General features: G+C 73.7%; 29 protein-coding genes and 1 pseudogene. 25 read left to right on the top strand and 5 right to left on the bottom strand.

Going from position 1 to position 23,452, the window contains the following annotated elements:
• The 4 genes and pseudogenes from H7344_RS19320 to H7344_RS19305 form a co-directional block, all read left to right on the top strand.
• A pseudogene (locus tag H7344_RS19320) lies at nucleotides 1-248 on the top strand (methyl-accepting chemotaxis protein); the annotation flags it as partial.
• A gap of 124 nt (nucleotides 249-372) precedes the next feature.
• Nucleotides 373-1,230 (top strand): hypothetical protein, encoded by an 858-nt coding sequence (locus H7344_RS19315; protein ID WP_186347617.1) that lies wholly within the window; start codon nucleotides 373-375, stop codon nucleotides 1,228-1,230.
• Nucleotides 1,231-1,313: 83 nt separating this feature from the next.
• The gene (cheB, locus tag H7344_RS19310; protein ID WP_186347616.1) at nucleotides 1,314-2,432 is read left to right on the top strand and encodes a chemotaxis-specific protein-glutamate methyltransferase CheB; all 1,119 of its coding nucleotides are present in this window, start codon (nucleotides 1,314-1,316) and stop codon (nucleotides 2,430-2,432) included.
• On the top strand, nucleotides 2,429-3,265 hold the full coding sequence (locus H7344_RS19305; protein WP_186347615.1) for a CheR family methyltransferase: 837 nt from the start codon (nucleotides 2,429-2,431) through the stop codon (nucleotides 3,263-3,265). The genes cheB and H7344_RS19305 overlap by 4 nt, the downstream gene beginning before the upstream one ends.
• A 19-nt stretch (nucleotides 3,266-3,284) precedes the next feature.
• Here the strand turns inward: H7344_RS19305 and csrA are convergent, their stop codons facing one another.
• Genes csrA through H7344_RS19280 form a run of 5 tightly spaced genes read right to left on the bottom strand, consistent with a single transcriptional unit; the run spans nucleotide 3,285 to nucleotide 6,691 of the window.
• Entirely contained in the window at nucleotides 3,285-3,518 is a 234-nt protein-coding gene (gene csrA / locus H7344_RS19300) for a carbon storage regulator CsrA (protein ID WP_186347614.1), read from the bottom strand.
• Between the two features lie 9 nt (nucleotides 3,519-3,527).
• The gene (gene fliW, locus H7344_RS19295) at nucleotides 3,528-3,914 is read right to left on the bottom strand and encodes a flagellar assembly protein FliW (RefSeq protein ID WP_186347613.1); all 387 of its coding nucleotides are present in this window, start codon (nucleotides 3,912-3,914) and stop codon (nucleotides 3,528-3,530) included.
• Nucleotides 3,915-3,934: 20 nt separating this feature from the next.
• Complete coding sequence (gene flgL / locus H7344_RS19290; protein WP_186347612.1) at nucleotides 3,935-4,825, bottom strand: flagellar hook-associated protein FlgL; 891 nt, start codon at nucleotides 4,823-4,825, stop codon at nucleotides 3,935-3,937.
• Nucleotides 4,825-6,213 (bottom strand): flagellar hook-associated protein FlgK, encoded by a 1,389-nt coding sequence (gene flgK / locus H7344_RS19285; protein WP_186347611.1) that lies wholly within the window; start codon nucleotides 6,211-6,213, stop codon nucleotides 4,825-4,827. Before flgK ends, flgL begins: the two co-directional genes overlap by 1 nt.
• Before the next feature lies 1 nt (nucleotide 6,214).
• Nucleotides 6,215-6,691 carry a flagellar protein FlgN gene (locus H7344_RS19280; RefSeq protein WP_186347610.1) on the bottom strand — a complete coding sequence of 159 codons (477 nt, stop codon included), beginning with the start codon at nucleotides 6,689-6,691 and terminating at the stop codon, nucleotides 6,215-6,217.
• 360 nt (nucleotides 6,692-7,051) lie between these two features.
• Here H7344_RS19280 and H7344_RS19275 point away from each other — a divergent pair, with 360 nt between their 5' ends.
• The 21 genes from H7344_RS19275 (at nucleotide 7,052) to H7344_RS19175 (ending at nucleotide 23,363) form a co-directional block, all read left to right on the top strand.
• Nucleotides 7,052-7,891 carry a sigma-70 family RNA polymerase sigma factor gene (locus H7344_RS19275; RefSeq protein WP_229707167.1) on the top strand — a complete coding sequence of 280 codons (840 nt, stop codon included), beginning with the start codon at nucleotides 7,052-7,054 and terminating at the stop codon, nucleotides 7,889-7,891.
• 229 nt (nucleotides 7,892-8,120) lie between these two features.
• Complete coding sequence (locus H7344_RS21335; protein WP_308423362.1) at nucleotides 8,121-9,419, top strand: flagellin N-terminal helical domain-containing protein; 1,299 nt, start codon at nucleotides 8,121-8,123, stop codon at nucleotides 9,417-9,419.
• 130 nt (nucleotides 9,420-9,549) lie between these two features.
• Nucleotides 9,550-10,866: a flagellar filament capping protein FliD gene (gene fliD / locus H7344_RS19265; RefSeq protein WP_186347609.1), complete on the top strand. Its 1,317-nt coding sequence runs from the start codon at nucleotides 9,550-9,552 to the stop codon at nucleotides 10,864-10,866.
• 27 nt (nucleotides 10,867-10,893) lie between these two features.
• Nucleotides 10,894-11,292 (top strand): flagellar export chaperone FliS, encoded by a 399-nt coding sequence (gene fliS, locus H7344_RS19260; protein WP_186347608.1) that lies wholly within the window; start codon nucleotides 10,894-10,896, stop codon nucleotides 11,290-11,292.
• Entirely contained in the window at nucleotides 11,289-11,645 is a 357-nt protein-coding gene (locus H7344_RS19255) for a hypothetical protein (protein ID WP_186347607.1), read from the top strand. The genes fliS and H7344_RS19255 overlap by 4 nt, the downstream gene beginning before the upstream one ends.
• Nucleotides 11,646-11,740: 95 nt before the next feature.
• A complete protein-coding gene (locus H7344_RS19250; protein ID WP_186347606.1) occupies nucleotides 11,741-12,124 on the top strand; it encodes a response regulator in 384 nt (127 codons plus the stop codon).
• The gene (locus H7344_RS19245) at nucleotides 12,121-12,579 is read left to right on the top strand and encodes a chemotaxis protein CheX (protein ID WP_186347605.1); all 459 of its coding nucleotides are present in this window, start codon (nucleotides 12,121-12,123) and stop codon (nucleotides 12,577-12,579) included. Before H7344_RS19250 ends, H7344_RS19245 begins: the two co-directional genes overlap by 4 nt.
• 61 nt (nucleotides 12,580-12,640) lie before the next feature.
• Nucleotides 12,641-13,012: a response regulator gene (locus tag H7344_RS19240; RefSeq protein ID WP_186347604.1), complete on the top strand. Its 372-nt coding sequence runs from the start codon at nucleotides 12,641-12,643 to the stop codon at nucleotides 13,010-13,012.
• Nucleotides 13,009-13,512, top strand: a complete 504-nt coding sequence (locus H7344_RS19235) for a hypothetical protein (protein ID WP_186347603.1) — start codon at nucleotides 13,009-13,011, stop codon at nucleotides 13,510-13,512. Before H7344_RS19240 ends, H7344_RS19235 begins: the two co-directional genes overlap by 4 nt.
• 160 nt (nucleotides 13,513-13,672) lie before the next feature.
• A complete protein-coding gene (flgB, locus tag H7344_RS19230) occupies nucleotides 13,673-14,044 on the top strand; it encodes a flagellar basal body rod protein FlgB (protein WP_186347602.1) in 372 nt (123 codons plus the stop codon).
• Complete coding sequence (locus H7344_RS19225) at nucleotides 14,044-14,436, top strand: flagellar basal body rod protein FlgC (protein WP_186347601.1); 393 nt, start codon at nucleotides 14,044-14,046, stop codon at nucleotides 14,434-14,436. Before flgB ends, H7344_RS19225 begins: the two co-directional genes overlap by 1 nt.
• Nucleotides 14,436-14,792: a flagellar hook-basal body complex protein FliE gene (gene fliE / locus H7344_RS19220; RefSeq protein ID WP_186347600.1), complete on the top strand. Its 357-nt coding sequence runs from the start codon at nucleotides 14,436-14,438 to the stop codon at nucleotides 14,790-14,792. Before H7344_RS19225 ends, fliE begins: the two co-directional genes overlap by 1 nt.
• A complete protein-coding gene (gene fliF, locus H7344_RS19215; RefSeq protein ID WP_186347599.1) occupies nucleotides 14,792-16,372 on the top strand; it encodes a flagellar basal-body MS-ring/collar protein FliF in 1,581 nt (526 codons plus the stop codon). Before fliE ends, fliF begins: the two co-directional genes overlap by 1 nt.
• Nucleotides 16,372-17,385: a flagellar motor switch protein FliG gene (fliG, locus tag H7344_RS19210; RefSeq protein WP_222130893.1), complete on the top strand. Its 1,014-nt coding sequence runs from the start codon at nucleotides 16,372-16,374 to the stop codon at nucleotides 17,383-17,385. The genes fliF and fliG overlap by 1 nt, the downstream gene beginning before the upstream one ends.
• A complete protein-coding gene (locus H7344_RS19205; protein WP_186347598.1) occupies nucleotides 17,369-18,064 on the top strand; it encodes a FliH/SctL family protein in 696 nt (231 codons plus the stop codon). Before fliG ends, H7344_RS19205 begins: the two co-directional genes overlap by 17 nt.
• Nucleotides 18,061-19,392, top strand: a complete 1,332-nt coding sequence (locus H7344_RS19200) for a FliI/YscN family ATPase (RefSeq protein WP_229707166.1) — start codon at nucleotides 18,061-18,063, stop codon at nucleotides 19,390-19,392. The genes H7344_RS19205 and H7344_RS19200 overlap by 4 nt, the downstream gene beginning before the upstream one ends.
• The gene (locus H7344_RS19195) at nucleotides 19,389-19,847 is read left to right on the top strand and encodes a flagellar FliJ family protein (protein WP_186347597.1); all 459 of its coding nucleotides are present in this window, start codon (nucleotides 19,389-19,391) and stop codon (nucleotides 19,845-19,847) included. The genes H7344_RS19200 and H7344_RS19195 overlap by 4 nt, the downstream gene beginning before the upstream one ends.
• Nucleotides 19,844-20,797, top strand: a complete 954-nt coding sequence (locus H7344_RS21330) for a transglycosylase SLT domain-containing protein (RefSeq protein ID WP_186347596.1) — start codon at nucleotides 19,844-19,846, stop codon at nucleotides 20,795-20,797. Before H7344_RS19195 ends, H7344_RS21330 begins: the two co-directional genes overlap by 4 nt.
• A gap of 68 nt (nucleotides 20,798-20,865) precedes the next feature.
• Complete coding sequence (locus H7344_RS19185) at nucleotides 20,866-21,990, top strand: flagellar hook-length control protein FliK (protein WP_186347595.1); 1,125 nt, start codon at nucleotides 20,866-20,868, stop codon at nucleotides 21,988-21,990.
• 8 nt (nucleotides 21,991-21,998) lie between these two features.
• Nucleotides 21,999-22,457 (top strand): flagellar hook assembly protein FlgD, encoded by a 459-nt coding sequence (locus tag H7344_RS19180; protein WP_186347594.1) that lies wholly within the window; start codon nucleotides 21,999-22,001, stop codon nucleotides 22,455-22,457.
• A gap of 54 nt (nucleotides 22,458-22,511) precedes the next feature.
• Nucleotides 22,512-23,363: a flagellar hook-basal body complex protein gene (locus H7344_RS19175; protein ID WP_186347593.1), complete on the top strand. Its 852-nt coding sequence runs from the start codon at nucleotides 22,512-22,514 to the stop codon at nucleotides 23,361-23,363.
• Nucleotides 23,364-23,452: the final 89 nt, after the last annotated feature.

Below are 23,452 nucleotides of genomic sequence, written 5' to 3'. Positions count from 1 at the left end.
CTTCGATCAACGACTACCAGCTGACGATCGCGTCGGCGGTGGAGGAGCAGACGGCGACGACGAACGAGATGTCGCGCAACGTGGCGGAGGCTGCGACGGGTGGCAACGAGATCGCCAGCAACATCGCAGGCGTCAGCCAGGCCGCCGTGTCGACCACCGAGGCGATGAACCAGTCGCGCGTGGCCGTCGACGAGCTGTCCCGGATGGCCGCCGAGCTGCGCAGCTCGGTCGCCTACTTCAAGGCCTGATCCACCTGCCCGCTCCACGGAGGCGGGCGGCCGGACAGGCCCGAGCCGGCCGGACCATGGGGTCCGGCCGGCTCGTGGCGTCCGGTGGGTACCGTGCGTCGACCGCACCGCAGGAGGGGCAACGGTGACCTACACGCTGGTGGGCATGTCCGCGCTCGGGTTCGACCTCGTGCGGCTGCCCGGTGGCGCCCGCGCGGCGGCGGTGCTGCGCACCGCGGTCACCGCCAGCGCCGACGAGCTCGATGCGCTCGCGCGCCAGCACCCCGGCTCGGAGGCGCGCGGGTCGTGGCTGGGGGACGACGTCGTCCCGACCGGCCGCACCCGCACCGTCGACGAGCTCTCCGGCACCGGGACCGGCACGTTGCAGCGGCTGGAGACCTCGCTCCTCGGCGACGCCCGGGCGCTCGAGCGGTTCCTGCGCCACGACGCCCTCGTGCGGACCTGGGTCCGCAGCGGTGACCTCGCCGTCCAGGACCCCACCGTCACCGAGGCCGCCGACGTGCTCGTCGACGCGGCGGTGGCGTGCTACCTCGAGGAGTCGCTCCCGGTGCCGCGACGCCGGGCGATGGTGGCTCCGCTCCTGCGCTCGGACGTGCCGGTCCGCGACCACACCGCCCCGGTCGGCCTGCCCGTCGTCGACGAGGTGCTGGCGGCGCTGGCCGCCGGCGACGACGCAGCGCGCACCGCGTGGCGCGACGCCGTCGACCGTCAGCGGGCACGCACGACCACGTGGGCTCCCGCCATGCACCGGGCCACCTGGGTGCTCGCCGTCACCGACCGGCTGCGGTCGGCCGCCGACGCCCAGCTCGCGGCCGCGATCGCGTTCCGGCGCGCCGGCCTCACCGCCCGCGACGCGGCGTACGGCGTCTGGAACGCGGTGTCCGGCACCGTCCAGGCGCTGACCGCCGTCGACCTGCTCGACGAGGCGGACGCCGAGGTGCTCCTCGGGGCCTGGCAGGAGGTCCGGCGCGCCTCCTCCTAGCGCGACGCTCAGGTCCGACCGGCGCCGGCCGATGAGGTGGGGGACCCGCCGACGGCCGGGACGGGCGAAGGAGCGGGTGCAACGTGATCAAGGTGCTGGTCGTCGACGACTCCGTCGTGATCCGACGGCTGGTGAGCGACCTGCTGGCCGCCGACCCCGAGATCGAGGTGGTCGGCACCGCGGTGAACGGCCGCGCCGGCGTCGAGAAGGTCGCGGCGCTGGAGCCGGACCTGGTCACGATGGACATCGAGATGCCCGAGGTCGACGGCATCGAGGCGGTGCGCCGCATCCGGGCGACCGGCAGCAAGGTGCCGGTCATCATGTTCAGCACCCTCACCGAGCGCGGCGCCGCAGCGACCCTCGACGCCCTCGCCGCCGGTGCCTCCGACTACGTCGCCAAGCCCGCGAACGTCGGGAGCGTCGGCCGGTCGATGGAGCAGGTCCGCGACGCGCTCATCCCGCGGATCAAGTCGCTGGTCCCGCAGGCCGCCCGCCCCGAGGGCCGACCCGGCACGCGCACGTCCGCGCGTCAGGCGGCCCCGACCCGCGAGGCGCGCCCGATCGCCCTGCGCCCACCCCGGCCCACGCCTGCGGGCGGGCACCGCCTGGTGCTCGTGGGCAGCTCGACCGGCGGGCCCGAGGCGCTCGGGACGCTGCTCGCGGCGTTGCCGCCGCTGCCTGTGCCCGTGGTCGTCGTGCAGCACATGCCGCCGCTGTTCACCCGCCAGCTCGCCGCCCGGCTCGACCGCAACGTCGCCGCCCGAGTCGTGGAGGCCGAGCACGGCCAGCCGCTGCTGCCCGGCACCGTGGCCATCGCGCCCGGCGACCACCACCTGCACGTGACCGGTCGTCCGGGCCGGCTGGCCGTCCGGCTCTCCCAGGAGCCGCCCGAGAACTACTGCCGTCCCGCCGTCGACGTGCTCCTCCGCTCGGCGGTCGAGGCCGTCGGGGGCGCGGCGCTCGGCGTGGTCCTCACCGGCATGGGCCAGGACGGGTGCCGCGGCGCCCAGGTCCTGGTGGACGCCGGTGGCAGCGTGCTCGCCCAGGACCAGGCCACCTCCGTCGTGTGGGGCATGCCGGGCGCTGTCGCCGGCGCCGGCCTGGCCGAGCAGGTGCTGCCCCTCGCCGACATCGCCCCCGAGCTGGTGCGCAGGCTCGCCCCGCAGCGCACCGCCGTCCCCGTAGCAGGAGCCTCCCGATGAGCATCAGTCCTCGCACGTTCTCCTTCGTCGCCGACGTCGTCCGGGCCGAGAGCGCCATCGTGCTGGTCGCGGGCAAGGAGTACCTCGTCGAGTCGCGGCTGCTGCCCCTGGCCCGCGCGGCCGGTCACGCGGACGTCGACGCCTACGTCGCCGACCTCGAGCGACGGCGTACGCCGGGGGCGACCCGCGCCGTGGTCGAGGCGCTCACCACCAACGAGACCTCCTGGTTCCGCGACTCCGAGCCGTTCACGGCCCTCAAGCAGGTGGTGCTGCCCGAGCTGGCCGCGCGTCGCGGCGGGCGGCCGATCCGCGTCTGGTGCGGCGCCTGCTCGAGCGGCCAGGAGCCGTACAGCGTCTCGATGGTCGTCCAGGACACCCCGGCGGTCGCCGGGCACCGCGTCGAGATCGTCGCCACCGACCTCTCCGAGGAGATGGTGCAGCGTGCGCGGACGGGAGAGTACTCCCAGCTGGAGGTCAACCGCGGCCTGCCGGCGACGACGCTGGTGCGGTACTTCCAGCGGGCTGGCGTCGGGTGGCGGGTCGACCCGGAGGTCGCGGCCCGGGTCAGCTTCCGCACGCTCAACCTGGTCCGCCCCTTCCCCCCGATGGGGACCTTCGACGTGGTCATGCTGCGCAACGTGCTCATCTACTTCGACCTGCCGACCAAGCGCGACATCCTCCGCCGGGTCCGGCAGGTCCTGTCGCCCGACGGCTACCTGTTCCTCGGCGCGGCCGAGATGACCACCGGCGTCGACGACGCCTGGGAGCGGGTGCCGGTCGGGCGGGCCTCGATCTACCGCCCGCGGTCGGCGGTGCGCAGCGGCGTCGCCTGAGCGGCGTACGCCGTCCGGGTCAGCGCCGCCGACGCAGCTGCTCGGCGAGCGCCGAGACGGTCTCGTCGGCCGGCGACGCGGCGGCCCGGTTGCTCGACTCGAGCTCGGCGAGGAGCTCGGAGCGGTTGACCGACACCGAGCGCGGGGCGTCGATGCCGATGCGCACGAGGTCACCGCGGACGTCGAGGACGGTGACGGTCACGGAGTCGCCGATGACGACGCTCTCGCCGACCCGACGGCTCAGAACCAGCACGCGGACAGGCTACGCGACGAGCGGGGTGGCGACGGACAGGGCGGCGTCGTCGAGGATCACCTGGCACGCGCGGCGGGTGCCGGCGTTGAGCACCAGGGGGGCGCGCAGGTTCGCCGTCGTCTCCTGCAGGGACGGTCCGGGCGTGAGGATGAGCAGCACCAGCGCGTCGTCGGCCGTGGTCAGAGCGAGCTCCTCGGCGGCGGTGTCGTCGACGACCGGCGCGTAGTCGGGGAAGAACGGCGTCGCCGGCGCGACCAGGAAGCGGAGGTCGGGGTCGTCGAGCGAGCGGAGCGCGCAGAGCACGCCGTCCTCGTCGAGCTCGACCAGCGCGAAGCGGCGCGCGTCGGGAAAGCCCGGCAGCGGGTGCACGAGCTCGATCACCGGGATCTCGGACATGTCAGCAGCCTCCCACGATCTCACCGGAGGAAGTCGAGCAGGCTGGGCTGGGTCACGCGGGCCGTCGCGCCGAGCGCCGCCTGGTAGGCGACCTCCTGCAGGTTGAGGTCGACGAGCGCCCGCGGGAGGTCGACGTTCTCGACCGCCGCGAGACGGGTGGTCAGCGCGAGCTTGCTGTCGCCGGCGGCGAGCACCGCCCGCTCGACCTGTGCCTGGCGAGCGCCCACGACCGACTGGGCGGACCCGATCCGGTCGAGGTGGCCCTTCAGGGCGTCGAGCGCGCCGTCGATGCCCGCCGCGTCGCCGCTCACGAGCGCGAGCGATGCTGCCTCGAGGGTGTCGAAGAGCGACGCCCCGTCGGGGCCGAAGACCTCCGGGCCGGCGAGGTCGACCCGCACCGTGACGTCCGGTCCGACCTGGCGCTCGACCGCGCCGGCGGTGCCGTCCCACGCGCCCGTGGACGCGTCGTACGCATGGTCCTTGGAGGTGATGCCGCCGAAGATCGGCCGCTCGAGGTAGCTGGTGTTCGCGTCGCCGAGCAGGCTCTCGCGCAGCTGGTCGATCTCGGTGGCCAGCGCCTGGCGGGAGCTCGCCCCGTTGGAGGCGTTCGCGCCCTGGAGCACCAGCTCGCGGGCGCGGCGGACCTGGTTGGTCATGCTGCTCAGCGTGCTGTCGATGAGCCCGAGGCGGCCCTCGGCGTCGTCGGCGTTGCGCGCGTGCTGCTCGGCCCGGGCGAGCGAGGAGCGGATGCGCATCGCGCTCGTCGTGTCGGTGGGGGAGTCCGACGGCCGGTTCAGCACGCGGCCGGTGGTCAGCTGCTCCTGGACCGCGGCGAGCCGGCCGAGGCCGGCCTGCATCGAGCGCAGCGAGCTGTTGGCGAGCATCGTCTGGGTGACGCGGAAGGTGGTCATCAGCGGGTCACTCCGGTCCGGTTGATCAGGGTCTCGAGCACCGCGTCGACGGTCGAGATGACCCGGGCGGCGGCCTCGTAGGCACGCTGCGCCGCGACCAGGTTGAGCGTCTCCTCGTCGAGGTTGACGCCGGTCAGCTGCTCGCGGGAGCCGTCCACCTGCGCGGTGACGAGTCGCTGGGTGCTGGCGAGTCGGGTGGCGGACTGGACGGTGCTGCCGAAGCCGTTGACGAGGCGCTGGTACGACGACGCGGCGGCGTCGGTGGCCCCGGCGAGGGCCGTGGCGTTGCTGCCGTCGAGGTTGCCGCCGGGGATCCCGGAGACGGCGAGCCCGGCCGGTGAGGTGACGGCGACCGCGAGACTGGCGGCCTCGTCGCCGGGGGTGTACGCGAAGAACTCCGCGCCCTGGTTGCCGTCGAGGTCGTAGCCGGCCCCGTGCGCGGTGTTGACCGCCTCCGCCAGGCTGCGCGCGACCTGGTTCAGGCCGGCGAGGTGCGCTGGGAGCGTCGTGGTGACCAGCTCGGCGACTGCGCCGAGCTCGCCGCCCCACCTGGAGCCGGCGACGGGGGTGGCGGCGCCGGTCGAGGCGTCGGCCACCGTCAGGGCCAGGGGGGCGCCCGCAGAGCCGCCGGTGACGGAGACGGACCCGGAGGTGGCACCGGACACCAGCGAGGCCCCGCCGACGGAGACGTCCATGCCGCCGTCGTCGCGGACGTTCACGTCGCCGCCGGTGAGCGTCACCAGCCGGTCCGCGAGCTGGTCGCGGCGGTCGAGCAGGTCGTTGGTGTCGGTGCCGTCGAGCTGCGCCGCGGCCAGGCTGCGATTCACCTGGGCGAGGTCGGCCGCGGCCGTGTCGATCTCCGCGGCCAGGTCGACCGCGTGGTGGACCTGGTCCGAGATCTCCGTGGTGATGCTCGCCGCCTGGGCGTGGACGGCGTCGGCCAGGGTCGCGCCCGCGGCGAGCACCGCCGTGCGGGCGGCCTCGCGCTCGGGGTGGTTGCCCAGGTCTGCCCAGGCGGCCGCGAAGTCGTCGATCGCCGCGGCGACGCCGCTGTCGCCCGGCTCGCCGATCCCGCTCTCCACCCTGTCGAGCACGGCCACGCGGGTGTCGAGGTAGGCCTGCTTCCCGTGCTCGCGGCGCGCCCGGGCGTCCAGGAAGGGGTCGACCATCCGGTCGAGGCTCCCGAGCGCCACGCCGCCGGCGGTGTCGTCGGAGCGGGACCAGAGCGCCGCCTGGGTGGCCGCGCCGACCGAGACCGCGTCCGCACGGCGGCGTACGAAGCCGTCGGTGGTGACGTTCGCGATGTTGTTGGCGGCGACGTCCATCGCGATGCGCTGGTAGCGCAGCGCGCTGAGGCCGGTGTTGAACGACGCGAAGGTGCCGGCCATGTCAGAAGGTCCTGTCCACGAGGGTGGGGGCGTCGACGGTGGTGACGGCGCTGCCGTCGGCGTCGTAGCTCAGCGTCGTGCCGCCGATGGCCAGCAGGGTCTCGCGGGCCGAGCGGTGCCCGGCGCTCAGCAGGTCGCGGTTGCTGTCGGCGAGCGCGGTGATCTCCCGCGTCATCGACGTCAGCGCGTCGCGGTGGTCGGCCAGGACCGTGCGCCACGGCTCCGGACTGGCATCGACCAGCTGCTGGAGGGTGGGGGAGGGGGCGAGGCCGAGCCGGTCCGCCACGCCGTCGGCCTCCGCCGACCGCAGCACCTCCGCCGTGCGCAGCTGCTCGAGGACGCCCTCGACGTCCTTGGCGGCGCGCATCAGCCAGGTCGTGCGACCGCTGGCGAGCACCAGCTGCTCGACCTCGAGGTGGTACTGCAGGCTCTCCAGGAGCTCGCGCTCGTGCCACAAGGTGGCGGACAGGTTCTCCATGGCCCCTCACGCCCACCCGGGCTCAACCGGGCGGGCCCACTCGTTGCTCCGTTGCTCGGAGCGTCGCGACCTCGCGGGTCGGCGCTCCGCTGACGTGGGGCCCATCGGCGCCGCGAGGCGCCATCTGAGGTGTTCGAGGGATGCGACACATTCGCTACCGCTTCTCGGCAACCTGGGGATGGTCCGAAGTGACTAGTCCCGGATGGTCCACACCCCCCGAGCAGGCCATTTGAGGGCGACACGGCGGGAACCGTCCTCACAGAGGTCCGGCGATGTGCGTCAATCCTCCCCGTGACCCCCCCGCTCACGCCGGTTTCTGCGAGCCACCACGACCTCGGAGCGCCGGCGACACCTGTCGTCGTGCTCTCCAGGACCGAGGCCGACCAGATGGCCGTCGACCACGTCCCGCTCGTCGCCCACGTCGTCCGCGAGACGCTGACCCGCGTGCCCTCGCACGTCAACGGCGACGACCTGCGGTCGGCCGGCCTGGCCGCCCTGGTCACCGCTGCCCGGTCCTTCGACCCCACCCGGGGCGTGCCGTTCGGCAGCTACGCGACCTCCCGCATCCGGGGAGCGATCCTCGACGAGCTCCGCTCGGTCGACTGGGCCTCGCGGTCGGTACGCCGGCGCAGCCGCGAGATCGAGGAGGCGCGCACCCGCCTGGCCGCCACCATGGGCCGCCTGCCCGACAACGCCGCCGTGGCGGCCGCGCTCGGCCTGGACGTCACCGAGGTCAAGCGCTCCGACGACGACGTGGCCCGGGCCAGCGTGCTCTCGCTGAGCGGGGGTCCCGACGGGTCCGACGCGGTCGCCGACATGGTCGTCTCGAAGGATCCCGGCCCCGAGGCGGCGGTCCTCGTCGCCGAGCGGCTGCAGTACCTCCAGGAGGCCATCGCCGAGCTGCCGGACCGCCTCCGTGCGGTCGTCCAGGGCTACTTCCTCGACGAGCGGCCGATGGCCGAGCTGGCGGCCGAGCTGGGCGTCTCCGAGTCCCGGATCTCCCAGATCCGCGCCGAGGCGCTCGTGCTGCTGCGCGACGCCCTCAACGCCGCCCTCGACCCCGAGCGGCTGCAGCCCCATCCCAAGCCGAACGGCTGCGTCGCCCGGCGCCGCGACGCGTACGTCGCCGCCGTCGCCGAGCGGCATGCCGCCGCCCGCGCCGTCGGCGCCACCCTCCCGGCGTTCGACACCACCGCCTGAGCGCGTCCTGGCCCGGGCGCCCCTGCTGGCCCGCCTTCGGGGGGAGGTCGGCGGGCCGGCGGCGCTCGTTCGATGTAACGGACCGTCCGCTGCTCTATCTGCACGCTGCAGCGTGCAGATAGAGCGGGGAACGTCGCGTTACATGCTCGGGTGGCGCGGTTCGCGCCGGTAGCCGGGCGGGCCGGATGCTGGCCGGTTTTGCTCAGGTCGGGCGCCTGCGTGCCGATCAGTGGGGCTGTCCGGCCGCGTCCTCGTGTGGCTGCGGAGAAGTCGTCGGACATTTCCCCCACGAATCGCTCAGCCGGCAGCGCCGGCTGCCGATTCATCGTCCGACGGAGCCCACGGACGGGCTCCAGCAGGTCGACTCACCCAGGAAGGAACCACCATGAGTCTCCGCATCAACCAGAACATCGACGCCCTCAACTCCTACCGCAACCTGTCGGTCACGCAGGGCCAGATGTCGAAGTCCCTCGAGAAGCTGTCCTCCGGCTTCCGCATCAACCGTGCCGCCGACGACGCCGCCGGCCTCGCGATCTCCGAGGGGCTGCGCTCGCAGGTCGGTGGCCTCAAGGTCGCCGTCCGCAACACGCAGGATGGTGTCTCCGTCGTGCAGACCGCGGAGGGTGCGCTCACCGAGACGCACTCGATCCTGCAGCGCATGCGCGACCTGTCGGTGCAGGCCTCTAACGACGGTGGCCTGAACGCGGACGCCAAGTCGAACATCCAGAAGGAGATCACCCAGCTCACCGAAGAGCTGGACCGGATTGCGACGACCACGAAGTTCAACGGCACCGAGCTCCTTGACGGCAGCTACGCCGGCAAGTTCCAGGTCGGCGCCAACGTCACCGAGACGATCGACGTCGCCGTGGGCACGTCGATGTCGGCCAGCGGCCTCGGTGTGGACACCGTGGACGTCACCACGGGTGGGCCGCAGTGGACCTTCGACCCGGGTGCCGTTGACTACGCCGCCACCGCCGGCCCGGTCATCACCGTCGATGTCGAGAGCTCCGGCGCTCGTACGCTCGACGTGACCGGCTGGGACACCACCGGTTCGGCTGACGCCGCGTCGAAGAACCAGGCACTGCTGCAGAAGGCCTTCGACAAGGAACTGGGCAGCAGCGGCTACACCGTCAAGGTCGGCGACTACGGCCAGATCACCGCCAACGGTCCCACGGGCGCCGCCACCGGCGACCTCGCAATCGCTGGCGCGGGCGTGACCGGAACGGCCACCTTCTCCAACGCCGGTTCCGGCGCTGAGGCCGCGATCAGCGCCATCGACGATGCGATCGAGACGGTGTCCACCACCCGAGCCGAGCTCGGTGCGAAGCAGAACCGCTTCGAGCACACCATCAACAACCTCAATGTGGCCATCGAGAATCTGTCGGCCTCCGAGAGCCGGATCCGCGACACCGACATGGCCAGCGAGATGATGAACTTCACCCGCTCGCAGATCCTGTCGCAGGCCGGCACCGCGATGCTCGCCCAGGCCAACCAGGCCCCGCAGGGCGTGCTCTCGCTGCTTCGCTGATCCCGTCTCCGCCCGTGGCGTCCTCGCCGCGGGCGGAGTCTTCAGCTCGCGTCCCGGCGGGGTGGCCAAACCCCCTGCCGCCCCGCCGGGACGCGCACCACCTCGGGCCGACCCCACGGAGGACAAGCACATGGCCAGTGTCAGCGGACTGAGCGGGTTCGACTCCGCCAGCCTCGTCGACCAGCTCATGCAGCTGGAAAGGGCGCCGCAGCAGCGGCTGCAGAGCCGCGCCTCCAACGAGCAGCTGCAGGTCAACTCGCTGCAGACCCTCAACTCCAAGATCGCCTCGCTCGTCACCAAGGCTGAGGCCGCGGCCGACCTCACCAAGTGGGAAGGCCGCACGGCGACGTCCACCGACAGCAAGATCACGGTCACCGCCGGCACCACCGCCTCGCCGGGGTCGCTCAGCATCGAGGTCATCGGCACCGCCCTGAGTCACCAGGTTGGCTTCGCGACGGCTGCCAAGACGACGGATGTCGTGGCCGGAGGGTCCATCCAGCTCAACGGTCGTGCGATCGGCGTGGGCGGCGGGACCCTGCAGGAGGTCGCCGACGCGCTCAACAAGCCGGAGAACGACACCGGAGTACGGGCGAGCCTGGTCCGCAACGGGGAGGACCAGTACCACCTGCTCGTGGAGTCGACCGCCACCGGAGAGGACTCGGCGTTCACGCTGACCGGCCTCGACGAGGCCGTCGTCGGCGCCTCCACCACGCGTATCGGTCAGGACGCCGAGCTCGACCTCGGCGCCGGCATTACGGTCAAGTCGAGCACGAACACGTTCACTGACCTCCTGCCCGGCGTGACAGTGACCGTCGCGGCCAACGCGTCGTCGGACAGCGCCAACCCCACCACGAGCACCATCACGGTCGCCCGCGACACCGCCGGCGCGACGAAGCTGGTCAAGGACCTCGTCGACGGCCTCAACTCCGTGCTCAGCGAGATGACCAGCCTGACGGCGTACGGCACGGGCACGGGCGGCACCGGCAAGGGCATGCTCGCCGGCGACGCCACGGTCCGCTCGGTGCAGGCCGACCTGCGTGGCACGGCCTTCGGCAGCAGCACGAGCGAGTCTCTCGCGAAGTACGGCATCCAGATCGACCGGTACGGCAAGTTCACCTTCGACGAGCCGGCCTTTGGGAAGGCGTACGCCGCGGACCCGGCCGGCGTGGCCGCCGGGATCAGCAGCGGCTTCGCGACGCGCGTCGAGACGACCGCGGACGCCGCCAGCAACAAGGACACCGGCCTGCTCACCGCCTCGATCACCGGGCGCAAGGCGGGCATCGAGCGGCTCAACGACAGCGTCGAGGCGTGGGACCTGCGGCTGGAGCTGCGGCGCACCGCACTCTCCCGCCAGTTCACCGCGCTGGAGACGGCGCTCAGCACGATGAACAGCCAGTCCAGCTGGCTGGCCAGCCAGATCTCCGCCCTCGGCTCCTCCGCGAGCTGACCGCCCGGTCCCGAAGGAAGGCACCTCATGCCCAACGCCCGCGACACCTACCTCGGCGCCTCCGTGTCCACCGCGGACCCCGCCCGGCTCCTCGTCATGCTCCTCGACCGCCTCGTCCTGGACGTCACTCGCGCGCTGGAGGCGCAGCGCGGCGGCGACCACCAGACGGCGAGCGGCCAGCTGCTCCACGCCCAGGACATCGTGGTGGAGCTGCGCACGAGCCTCCGGATGGACGTGTGGGACGGCGCGGCCGGCCTGGCCTCGCTCTACGACTACCTCCACCGGCAGCTGGTCGCCGCGAACATCGGCCGCGAGCCCGTGGTCACCGAGGAGTGCCTGCGCCTCGCGACGGACCTCGCCGCGACGTGGCGCGAGGCAGCCGCCCAGTCGACGCAGCACGCGCCGGCAGTGGCTGCGGTGGGATGACCGAGCAGCGGGTCGACCGTGGCGGCCTGCCCATCGTCGACCACGGCGACCGCGAGGCGTGGGAGATCGCGCTCGACCGCCTCGAGCTCGACCTGGTCCGCATCGAGCGCGCCCTGGGTGTCGGCGACTTCGTCGACGACGGCACCTGCTGGGAGGTCCCGTCGAGGTACGGACCGCTGCCCGGCGAGCTGCGCACGCGCGCCGAGGAGCTCCTCGCCCGTCAGCGGTCGGTCATCGAGACGCTGCGGGAGCGGATGGCCACCACCCTGCGGCAGCGTGCGGTCGTGGACTCCATCGGCCGCGCCGCGCAGACCCCCGAACCGCGGGCCGCCTACATCGACCTGACCGCCTGACGCCGCGACCGGGGAACCACCCGTCGCAGCCCGAGAACCCGCCCGAGAACAGCCCCGGAACAGCCCGAGACCGAACACGACCGCCTGGAGCCCGCATGCAAGCGCTGATCATCGACGACTCCCGCGCGATGCGGTCGATCCTGCGCCGGATCGTCACCGACCTCGGCTGGAGCACCGCGGAGGCGGGCAACGGCCAGGAGGCCCTCGACCTGCTCGAGGGCGGGCACACCCCGGACCTGTGCCTCATCGACTGGAACATGCCCGTGATGGACGGCTACACGTTCGTCCAGCGGGTCCGCGCCGAGCCGCGCTGGCGCGACGTGACGCTGATGATGGTCACGACCGAGAGCGAGCACGGGCAGATCGTGCGGGCGCTGGCCGCGGGCGCCCACGAGTACGTCATCAAGCCGTTCACCGGCGAGGCCATCATCGAGAAGCTCGGCCTCCTCGGTCTGCTGGACCAGGAGGTCCCCGCATGAGCATCCTCGCCCCCACTCCCGTCGACCTCGAGGCCCTCGTCACCGACATGTGGGCGTCCTTCGTCGGCGCCCCCGAGCTGCTCCTGCCCGCGGCGCCGCCCGCCGAGGACGTGCCGCTGTGGTCGGCGACGGTCACGGTGACGGGGGAGTGGCGCGGCATGGTCACCGTCGACCTCGCCGAGCCGGCGGTGCTCGCGGTCACCCGCGGGATGCTGGGCTTCGGCGACGACGAGGACCCCGACGCGGCCTCCTGCGCCGACGCGGTCGGCGAGCTCGTCAACGTCGTCGGCGGGAACGTCAAGAGCCTCATGCCCGGTCCCAGCACGCTCTCCCTCCCGGTCGTCTCGCACGGCCCCGTGGAGCTGCCCTCGGAGATGACGGAGGCCACCGCCCTGCACCTCACCTGGCAGGGCGCCCCCGTCCGGGTGCGGGTCCTGACCGCCACCCCGGCCTGAACCACCGCCGCACTGCCAGCACCACCACCACCGTCACCCCTGCACCGCCTGGAGCGAACCCATGAAGATCCTCGTCGCCGACGACAGCCGCGTGATGCGCCAGATCGTGATCCGCACCCTGCGGCAGGCCGGTCACGGCGGCCACGAGGTCGTGGAGGCCGAGAACGGCCGCCAGGCCGTCGAGCTCGTCCAGACGGAGGCGCCCGACCTCGTGCTCTCGGACTGGAACATGCCGGAGATGTCCGGCATCGACGCGCTGCTCACCCTGCGCGGCGCGGGCAACGCCGTTCCGTTCGGCTTCGTCACCTCCGAGGGCTCCGACGAGATGCGCGCCCGCGCCGAGCAGGCCGGGGCGGCGTTCCTCATCGCGAAGCCGTTCACGCCCGAGGCGTTCGACGAGGCGCTCAGCAGCGTCGGCCTGGTCGCGTCGTGACGCACGCGACCCTCGGCCCGGTCGAGACCCACCTGCCGGGTCCGAAGGAGGTCCGGGACCTGCTCGGTGGGCTGCTCGGCCGCGAGGTGGAGCTGCGCACCGCGCCGCCCCTGGTCGTCAGCCGCAAGCGCCCCGCGAGCGTGGGGATGTACGTCGATGCGCGGATGGTCGTGCGCGCCGTGGTCGTCCTCGACGTGCCGCTCTCGGCGTACGCCGCGGCGGCGATCGCCCTCCTGCCGCCGCCCGCCACCGTCGCCTCCATCGAGGCCGGCGCGCTCGACGAGGCGCTCGCGGAGAACCTGCACGAGGTGCTCAACGTGGCGGCGTCGCTGTTCAACGTCCCCGACGCCCCTCACCTGAAGCTGCACGCGCTCCACCCCGCGGGCCTGTCGCTGCCGGCCGACGTGCACGCGCGCACGCTGACGCTGGGCCGCCGCGAGGACCTCGCGGTCGACGTCCCGGGCTACGGCAGCGGGCGGCTGTCGGTCGTCCTGACCTGAGCCCGCCGCGCTGCCGCCGCGCTACGACCGCGCTGCCACCGGGTCGTTCCTCAAGATCTCCTCAGGTCGCCGGCCGTCCGGTCGATGAGCAGGGTCGAGCACGGATCGCTCGCACCCCCGCCGACGGACCGGCACCTGGCACACCTGAGGAAGGACGGCCGTGCCCTTATCGCCCGTCGGCCACGACGCGGTCTCGACCGTGCTCGGCACCACCCTGGACGGACTCTCGCTGCGGCGCGACGTGATCGCGGACAACATCGCGAACGTCGACACCCCGGGCTTCCGGGCCAGCACGGTCGACTTCGAGACCGCCCTGCGGTCCTCGGTGCTCGCCGGCGACACAGACACGCTCGAGCGGGGGATCGACCTCGGCGTCACCGCGACCGGCACCCCGGTGGGCGCCGACGGCAACAACGTCGACCTGCGCCACGAGGCGATGGCCGCCATGCAGACCCAGTACCAGTACCAGGTCATGACGCGCGCGCTCAGCGACCGCTACGACCTGGTCCGGACCGCGGCGGGTGCCTCCTGATGGGCGCCTACGACACCCTGCACATCGCCGGCTCCAGCCTGGGCATGCACCAGACCTGGTTGGACGCGCTCGCCTACAACATCGCCAACGTCAACACGGTCGTGCCGACCGGCCAGGACGCGTTCCAGGCGCAGATGGTCGTGGCGGCGGCCGACCCCTCCGGCGGCGTGGACGTCGCCGGCATCGTGCTCGGTGATCCCGAGGGCGTGCTGGAGCACGACCCGGGCAACCCGTTGGCCGACGAGGACGGCTACGTGCGTGCCCCGGCCACCGATCTGGCCAGCCAGATGTCGCAGCTGATCATCGCCCAGCGCGGCTACCAGGCCTCGGTCCAGACGACGAAGTACGCGCAGGACGCCTACAGCAGCGCGCTGCAGATCGGGGCGCGCTGATGAGCGTCTCGGGCATCGAGGGCTTCGTCCCGCTCGACCTCGCGCAGGTCCGCTCGACCGACCCGATCTCGTCGCCCGGCGGCGTCCTCGGCCCCGAGCGGCCGCGCGGCCCGCAGGGGGCGGACGGCGCGGAGGGCCCCTCCTTCTCCAGCTTCCTCGTCGACGGCCTCGACCGCCTCGACGGTGTGCAGCGCACGGCCGACAACCTGGCCGTGCAGGCCGCCACCGGTGACCTGCAGCACATCCACGACTACACCATCGCCGCGTCCGAGGCCGCCGTCACGACCCAGGTGACCGTCGCCGTCCGGAACAAGGCGGTCGAGGCGTTCACCGAGATCATGCGGATGCACGTCTGATGAAGCAGAACGTCACTCGCGCCCTCCAGCGCGCCCGGGACGGCTTCGTCTCCTTCACCACCGGCCAGAAGGTCGTCGCCGTGATCGGCACCGTCGCCGTGCTGCTCGGCGCCTTCATGGCCTTCCAGTGGGCCGCCCGCCCCAGCATGGCGCCGCTCTTCTCCGACCTGTCCTCCAGCGATGCCAGCGCGGTGGTCGAGCAGCTCGAGGCGCAAGGCACGCCGTACGAGCTCGCCGGCGACGGCACCACGATCATGGTCCCGCGGGACGTCGTGCGCGCGACGCGCATCGACCTGTCGGGCGAGGGGCTGCCGAGCGGCTCCGGCGGGGGCTACTCCCTGCTCGACGACCAGGGCCTGACCACCTCCGACTTCCAGGAGCGCACCGGCTACAAGCGCGCGATGGAGGGTGAGCTCGCCTCGACGATCGAGGCGATCGACGGGGTCGACACCGCGGTCGTCCACCTGGCGATCCCGGAGAAGGAGGTCTTCCAGGAGGAGACGGTGCCGACCACCGCCTCGGTCCTGGTCGACACCCGCACGGGTTCGTCCCTCGAGCCCGGCCAGGTGCAGGCGGTCGTCAACCTGGTCGCCTCCAGCATCGACGGCCTGGAGCCGGACCAGGTCACGGTCGCGGACGCGACCGGCCGGGTCCTCTCCAGCCCCGGCGGCGTCGCCGGCGCCGACGGCACCGCCCGGACGCAGCTCGTCGCCGACATCCAGGAGGAGTACCGCACGCGCCTGCAGTCGATGCTCGACCGCGTCGTCGGGCCGGGGAACTCCACGGTGCAGGTCAGCGCGGAGCTCGACTTCGACAGGTCCGTCAGCGAGACCGTCGAGTACGAGGCGGCGGAGGACGCCGTCCCGATGTCCTCGAGCGAGTCCAGCGAGACCTACGACGGCGCCGCTGCCGACGGCCCCGCCGGCGTGGTCGGCCCCGACGGCCAGATGGAGGCCGGCGCCGGCGCCGGTGCCGGCGGCGCAGGGAGCTACAGCAAGTCCGAGACGACCCGCGACAACGCGGTCAACTCGCGCAGCGAGCGCCGGGAGTCGACGCCGGGCGCCATCGAGAAGCTCAGCGTCGGGGTCGTCCTCGACTCGCTGAGCGCCCAGCAGGCCAGCGAGGCCGAGATCCGCGACCTCGTCACGGCCACGGCCGGCATCAGCCGTAGGCGCGGGGACACCATCTCGGTGGAGATGCTGCCCTTCGACCGGAGCGCGGAGGAGGCGGCCGCCGCCGCCCTCGCCGAGGCCGAGGACGAGGAGGCCGCCGCTGCCCGCAACCGGATGCTGCGCAACGTCGGCATCGGCGTGGTCGTCGTCGCCGCGCTCGTCCTCCTCGCCTTCCGCAGCCGCCGTCGCGCGCAGCGACGGGAGCAGGAGACGACGTACATCGTCGAGCAGCTGCGGGAGCGCCGACAGGCGCAGGCGGCGCTGGAGCCCTCGCCGGCCCTCCTCGCGCTCGAGGAGTCCGAGGCGACCCGCGCCGACGACCTGCGCGACGAGCTCACCGAGCTCATCGAGCGCCAGCCCGACGACGTCGCCGCGCTGCTGCGCGGGTGGCTCGCGGAGCGTGCCTGATGACGATGACCATGAGCGGGCTCGGCGCGCGCAAGGCGGCGGTGCTGCTGATCCAGGTGGGCAAGGAGAAGGCCGCCCAGGTCCTGGCCCAGCTCAGCGAGACCGAGGTGGAGGCCATCTCGGCCGAGATCGCGCGCCTGGACTCGATCAGCAGCGCCGAGGGCGAGGCGGTCATGGAGGAGTTCCGCGACCTGCTGACCGCTCGCGCCCACATCGCGCAGGGCGGCCTCGGCTACGCGCAGAAGCTGCTGGAGGAGTCGCTGGGCGCCGAACGAGCAGCCGAGATCATGGAGCGGCTCAACGCCGCGGCCGTGCAGATGCCCTTCCAGTTCCTCCACGCCGCCGACCCCGCGCAGCTGCGCTCGTTCATCATCGACGAGCACCCGCAGGTGATCGCGCTCGTGCTCGCCCACCTCACCGCCGACAAGGCCTCGATGCTCCTGGCCAGCCTGGCGCCCGACAAGCAGGCCGAGGTCGCGCACCGGATCGCGGTCATGGACCGCACGTCGCCGGAGATCGTCCAGGCGGTGGAGGCCACGCTCGAGCGCAAGCTCTCCTCGATGCTGCAGCCCTCGACGGTGTCGAAGGTCGGGGGCGTCGACCCCCTGGTCAACATCATCAACCGGTCCGACCGCGCCACGGAGCGGCAGATCGTCGAGGGCCTCGAGGCGCTCGACGCGGAGCTGGCCGACGAGGTCCGCAGCCGGATGTTCATGTTCGAGGACGTCGTCACCCTCGACGACCGGTCGGTGCAGCAGGTCCTGCGCCAGGTCGACGGTTCCCAGCTGGCGCTCGCGCTCAAGGGCGTCGCGCCGGCGGTGCGGGACAAGATCCTGCGCAACATGTCCGAGCGCGCCGCCGCGACCCTCACCGAGGACATCGACCTGCTCGGTGCGGTCCGCCTGGCCCAGGTCGAAGAGGCCCAGCAGGCCGTCATCCGGACCATCCGGGACCTCGAGGAGCAGGGCCAGATCATGGTCCGGCGAGGAGGCGACGATGAGTTCGTCGAGTGACGCCACCGTGCTGCGTGGCGTCGACGCCTCCGCCGTCCGCACCGCCAGCACGCCCGAGCTCCGCACCGGCGCCTGGACGCGCTTCGGCTCCGGCTCGGTCCTCGGCGACGAGGTCACCGAGGAGACCCTCGGCGGGCTCGCCGAGACCGCACGCCGCGCCGCGCGCTCCCAGGGGTACGCCGTCGGCTGGGCCGAGGGCAGGCGCGAGGCGGCCGAGGTCGCCCGCGAGGCCGCCCGGCGCCGCGAGGCCGACCGGGCGGTCGAGGACCGTCGCCGCGAGGAGGAGCACCAGCAGGCGCTGGCCGGCCTGCGCCGGGCTGCCGAGCAGCTGGCGGCCGCGGTGGCCGCGGTCGAGGACCACGTCCACGCGCACGCGCTGACGCTGGCGCGCGAGCTCACCGAGGCGCTCGTCGGCCACGAGCTGCGCAGCAGCCCCGACCGCGCCGACGACGTCGTACGCCGGGTGCTGGCCGAGCGCTCGGACGACCGGCCCGTCGTGGCCCGGCTGCACCCAGGCTTGCTCGACCGCGACACGACCACGGCGCTGGCCGCGGCCGGCGTCAGCGTCGTCGAGGACGACCGGCTCGGGCCCGACGACGCGATGGTGGAGGTCGACGGCAGCGTCGTCGACCTGCGGGTGGCCCGCCGGCTCGAGCGCGTCCGCGAGGTGCTGTCGTGAGCGCGGCCACCCGGCAGGCCTCGACCCGCCCGTCGCTCGACGACCTGCGGGACCGGGCGCTCGCCGCGGCCCGGCCCGAGGTGCTGGGCCGCGTCGACGAGATGCTCGGGCTGCACCTGCGGGTCACGGGCCTGCGCGCGGCGGTCGGCGACCTGGTCGAGGTGCTCGGCCCACGCCCGTTGCTCGCCGAGGTCGCTGCGAGCAGCACCCAGGCACTCACCTGCCTCCCGCTGGGCGACACCCGCGGGCTCGGCATCGGTGCGGTCGTCCGGCACACGGGAGGCCCGCTGCGCATCCGGGTGGGGGAGCAGCTCACCGGTCGCGTGCTGGACGGCCTCGGTCGACCGGTCGACGGCGGACCGGACCTACGAGGGCTCGCCCAGGTCACCGTCGACCAGGACGCCCCCGACGCGCTGTCGCGGCCGCGGATCGATCACCAGCTGCGCCTCGGCGTCCGGGCGCTCGACGCGCTGGTCCCGTGCGGGCGCGGCCAGCGGCTCGGCATCATGGCGGGCTCCGGCGTCGGCAAGTCCAGCCTGCTGTCGATGATTGCCCGCGGCACCGACGCCGAGGTGTCCGTCATCGCCCTGGTCGGCGAGCGCGGCCGCGAGGTGCGGGAGTTCCTCGAGAACGACCTCGGCCCCGAGGGCCTGGCGCGGTCCGTCGTCGTGGTCGCCACGTCCGACGCGCCGCCGGTCGAGCGGCTGCGCGCGGCCTTCGTCGCGACCCGGATCGCGGAGTGGTTCCGCGACGCCGGCCGCCACGTCGTGCTGATGATGGACAGCCTCACGCGGGTCGCGATGGCCCAGCGCGAGATCGGCCTGTCGGCGGGCGAGCCGCCCGCGACCCGCGGCTACCCGCCCAGTGTCTTCGGCCTGCTGCCTCGGCTCCTCGAGCGCGCCGGCACGTCCCCGTCGGGCTCGATCACCGGCCTCTACACGGTCCTCGTGGAGGGTGACGACCTGCAGGACCCGGTCGGCGACACCGCCCGCTCGATCCTCGACGGCCACGTCGTGCTCTCGCGGCGGTTGGCGACTTCCGGGCACTTCCCGAGCATCGACGTGCTCGAGTCGATCTCGCGCGTCACCTCGGCCGTCACCAGCGGCGCCCACCAGGAGGACGCCACCCGCCTGCGCCGGATGCTGGCCGCGCACCGCGACGTCAAGGAGCTCGTCGAGATCGGCGCGTACGTCGCCGGCAGCGACGCCGACGCCGACGCCGCCATCGCCCGGATGCCGCGCATCGACGCCTTCCTGCGGCAGGGGATGTCCGAGAGCACGCCGCTCGACGAGACCCGCACCGCCCTGCACGAGCTGGTGGCCCCGTGAGTCCCCGCGACCGCGGCCTGCACGCGGTGGCGCGCGTCCGCGAGGTGCGCGAGCGCGACAGCCGCCTCGGGCTCCAGCGCGCCGTGGAGGAGCAGCAGGAGCGGGCCGCCGCGCTCGCCTCGCTCGAGGACGAGCTGGCCGCGCGTGCCGGCGGGCCGGCACCGGCCGACACCGCGGCGTACGTCGCGCAGCGGGCGGGCCTGCAGTCGCTCGGCCTGGCCGTGGGCGGGGCTCGTGGCCGTCTCGCGTCCGCTGAGGTCGTCCGCGCCGCGGCCGACGCCCACTGGCAGTCCGACCACACCCGCCTGTCCGCGGTGGAGGGCCTGCTCGAGGGGCGGGCCGAGGTCCGCCGTGCCGAGGCGGTGCACGCCGAGGCCAAGGAGCTCGACGACGCCGCCGGCCGTCAGTGGCTGCGGCGCGCGGTCGCGGCCCGTCGTGCGGAGGAGGGCCGATGAGCGTCGCCGCGGTCACCAGCCGCGTCGCGGAGATCCAGGGCGTCCTGGCCCAGCTCGGTGCGGGTCGCGCCACCGGTTCGAGCGGTGCCGCCTTCCGGACCTCCCTCGACGGCGCGCTAGCCGCCACCGCCACCGCGACCGCCGCCACGAGCGGAGCCGCCGCGGGGTCGTCCCCGGGCGGGGCCCGGGTGGTGGCCGAGGCCGAGAAGTACCTCGGCGTGCCCTACGTCTGGGGCGGCACGGACCCCGACTCCGGGCTCGACTGCTCCGGCCTGGTGCAGCTCGTCTACCGCAACCTCGGCATCGACCTGCCTCGCGTCTCCCGCGACCAGGCGCAGGCCGGCCGGCCCGTCGCCTCGCTCGCGGAGGCGCAGCCGGGGGACCTGCTCGCGTTCAACTCCCCGGTCAGCCACATCGCGATCTACGCCGGCGACGGCATGATGATCGAGGCGCCCCGGCCCGGGCTCGCGGTGCGCCTCACCGCGGTGGACGGCGACCTGACGGCGATCCGACGGGTGCTGCCCGAGTCCGCCCCGGGCGTCGCGGGACGCGCCTCGACGCAGGTCTCCTCCGTGCCCTACGCCGACCTCTTCAACCGAGCCGCAGCGACGTACGGCGTCGACGCGACGCTGCTGTCGGCCATCGCGCGGCAGGAGTCGGGCTACCGGCCCGGCGCGGTCAGCCCCGCCGGGGCGCAGGGGTTGATGCAGCTCATGCCGGCCACCGCCCGGGGGCTGGGCGTCACCGACAGCTTCGACCCCGCCCAGGCCGTGGACGGCGCCGCCCGGTTGGTGCGCGACCTGCTCGACCGGTTCGGGCGCACGGACCTCGCGCTCGCGGCGTACAACGCCGGGCCGGGTGCCGTCCTGCGCTACGACGGCATCCCGCCCTACCCGGAGACCCAGAACTACGTCAGGTCCGTCCTGGCCATGGTCGGAGGAGACCTGTGAGCACCATGTCCGCCGTTCCCGCGGCCCCCGTCCTGCCGCCCGCGGTCCCCGCCGCTGCAGTCCGAGCCGTGGACGGACGCGCCGCGGACGACGGCGGACCGGGGGAGCAGGCCGGCTTCACCGACGTGCTCGCCGGATTGCTCGCCACGCTGGGCGCGTCCGATGCCGGCCCGGCAGCCGACCCGGCCGGCGTCGACGGAGGTACGCCGCCGGAGGCCGGGACCGACGAGGCGGACCGGCCGGCCGGCGACCCGGCCCTGGTCGCCCTGCAGGCCTCGCTGGTGCTCGCGCCGGCGGCGACCATCCCGCAGACCCCGGCGGCGATGCCCCCGGTGCCGGCCGTGCCGGCGCCCCCGACGGCCGATGGTGAGCCCGCCGCCGCGTCCGACCCGCCCGCCGAGGTCCCGGACAGCCCTGCCCTCGGTCGGGCCGTGGCTCTGACCGCCGGGCCGGTCGCCGGGCCGGACGTCGTCCGCTCGGCACCGGCCGGTCCGACCACGCCGGCCGGTGCCGCGCACACGGACACCGCACGACCGACGAGCGTCGGCACGGAACGGACGCCGGTGCCCGCCACCGCCGGCGCCGACGGAGCCTCGGCCGCGGGCCTCGCTCCCGCCACCGGCGGCGCGGTGACCGCGGCCCCGGCGCCGGCCGTCGGCAGCGCCCGTGCGGAGGGGGCGGCTCCCGCCCCGGTGAGCCGTCAGCTCGCCGACACCGTGCAGCAGCTCGCGCGGTCGGGGGAGGGCACGCACCGGATGACGCTGCGCCTCGACCCCGGCTCGTTGGGCGAGGTCCGGATCCACCTGGTCGTCCGCGACGGCGGCCTGCAGGTGCACCTGGCCGCCGGCCACGAGGCGTTGTCGTCGCTCGGCGAGGGCGCCGACGAGCTCCTCCGGCTGCTGCAGACCTCGGGACCCGCCGACGTGCGCGTCACCGTCCGCGACCTCGCGCCCGGGCAACAGCCCGGCCAGCAGACGGGGCAGCAGCCGGACCAGCAGCAGGGCCAGCAGCCTGGTGCGGCCGGCCACGACCCGGGCGACCGTCCCGACGGCCGGCCGCAGCAGGACGGGCGCGAGCCCGGTCCGATCTCGGCGCCGCCGGCGCCCACCACGACCCTCCGCGCCGGAGCCCTCCGGAACGCGCAGCACGACCCGACCGGGTGGACGTCCGCGGGCGTCGACCTGGCCCTGTGAGGAGCCCCATGAGCATCACCCCCACCGAGGGCGTCGCGCCGACGTCCGTCTTCGCGCCGCAGCAGGCGACGAGCACCGGCTCGAGCGCCGACAAGGACATGTTCCTGCAGCTGATGGTCGCGCAGATGAAATACCAGGACCCGATGAACCCCACGGACTCCTCCCAGTTCCTCTCCCAGACCGCGCAGTTCACGGCGCTGGAGAAGATGCAGGAGGTCGCCGACCAGACCGCCCTCCTCCTCGGTGCCTCCCTGGCCTTCGGTGCCAGCGGGATGGTCGGCCGGACGGTCACCTACGGCCACGAGGACGGCACGACCGGCACCGGCACGGTCACCGGTGTCACCTTCGGCGCCGGCGGCCCCGTGCTCGACGTGGACGGCACCGAGGTGCCGCTCAGCCTCGTCCAGCAGGTCCGCGACACCGCCGCGCCGATCGCGCCGGGCTCCCCGACCGACGCCACCGACTGACGCCACCGACGGACGACCCCACCCGAGCTCCACCCCCTCGAAAGGACCCCCACCGTGCTGCGTTCCCTCTTCGCCGGCATCAGCGGCCTGCGCGTCAACCAGACGATGCTGGACGTCACCGGCAACAACATCGCCAACGCCAACACCACCGGCTTCAAGGCGAGCACCACCGTCTTCCAGGACACGCTCAGCCAGATGCTCACCGGCGCCTCCGGCGAGAACGCCGCCCGGGGCGGCACCAACCCCATCCAGATCGGTCTCGGCGTCCAGCTCGCCGCGACCGCCATGAACGTCGGGCAGGGCTCCGCGCAGACCACCGGCCGCAACACCGACCTGATGATCTCCGGCGACGGCTTCTTCGTCGTCCGCGCCGGTGGTGAGCAGCTCTACACCCGGGCCGGTGCCTTCACCTTCGACGAGACCGGTGACCTGGTCTCGCCCGGCGGCGGCCGGGTGCAGGGCTACGCGCTGGACGCCGCCGGCAACCGCACCGGCGGACTCATCGACATCAACCTCAACAGCACCGCCGTGACGCCTGCCATCGGCACGGCCCAGATGACGTCGTACAGCATCGGCAGCGACGGCAAGCTGATCGGCTCCTTCGACGACGGGGTCAACCGCGAGATCGCGCAGCTGGCGATCGCTGACTTCAACAACCCGATGGGCCTGCAGAAGGTCGGCGAGACCTCGTTCCGCGAGAGCGCGAACTCCGGGGCCGTCGAGCTCGGCGTGCCGGCGGAGGGCGCCCGCGGCCGGATCGTCGCAGGCGCGCTGGAGATGTCGAACGTCGACCTGGCGGCCGAGTTCACCAACCTCATCCTCGCCCAGCGCGGCTTCCAGGCCAGCTCGCGCGTGATCACCACGTCCGACTCGGTGCTCGAGGACCTCGTCAACCTCAAGCGCTGACCCGTCCTCCCAGGTCGCGTCGCGCGGATCCGCTCAGGAACCGCGCGGCGCGGCCGAAGAGGAGCCCAGCGGCCAAGGACGGCTGCTGC

It is taken from the genome of Nocardioides deserti (genome assembly GCF_014266025.1).
Lineage (GTDB): Bacteria > Actinomycetota > Actinomycetes > Propionibacteriales > Nocardioidaceae > Nocardioides > Nocardioides deserti.
This window is presented reverse-complemented; position numbering and strand designations above follow the sequence as displayed.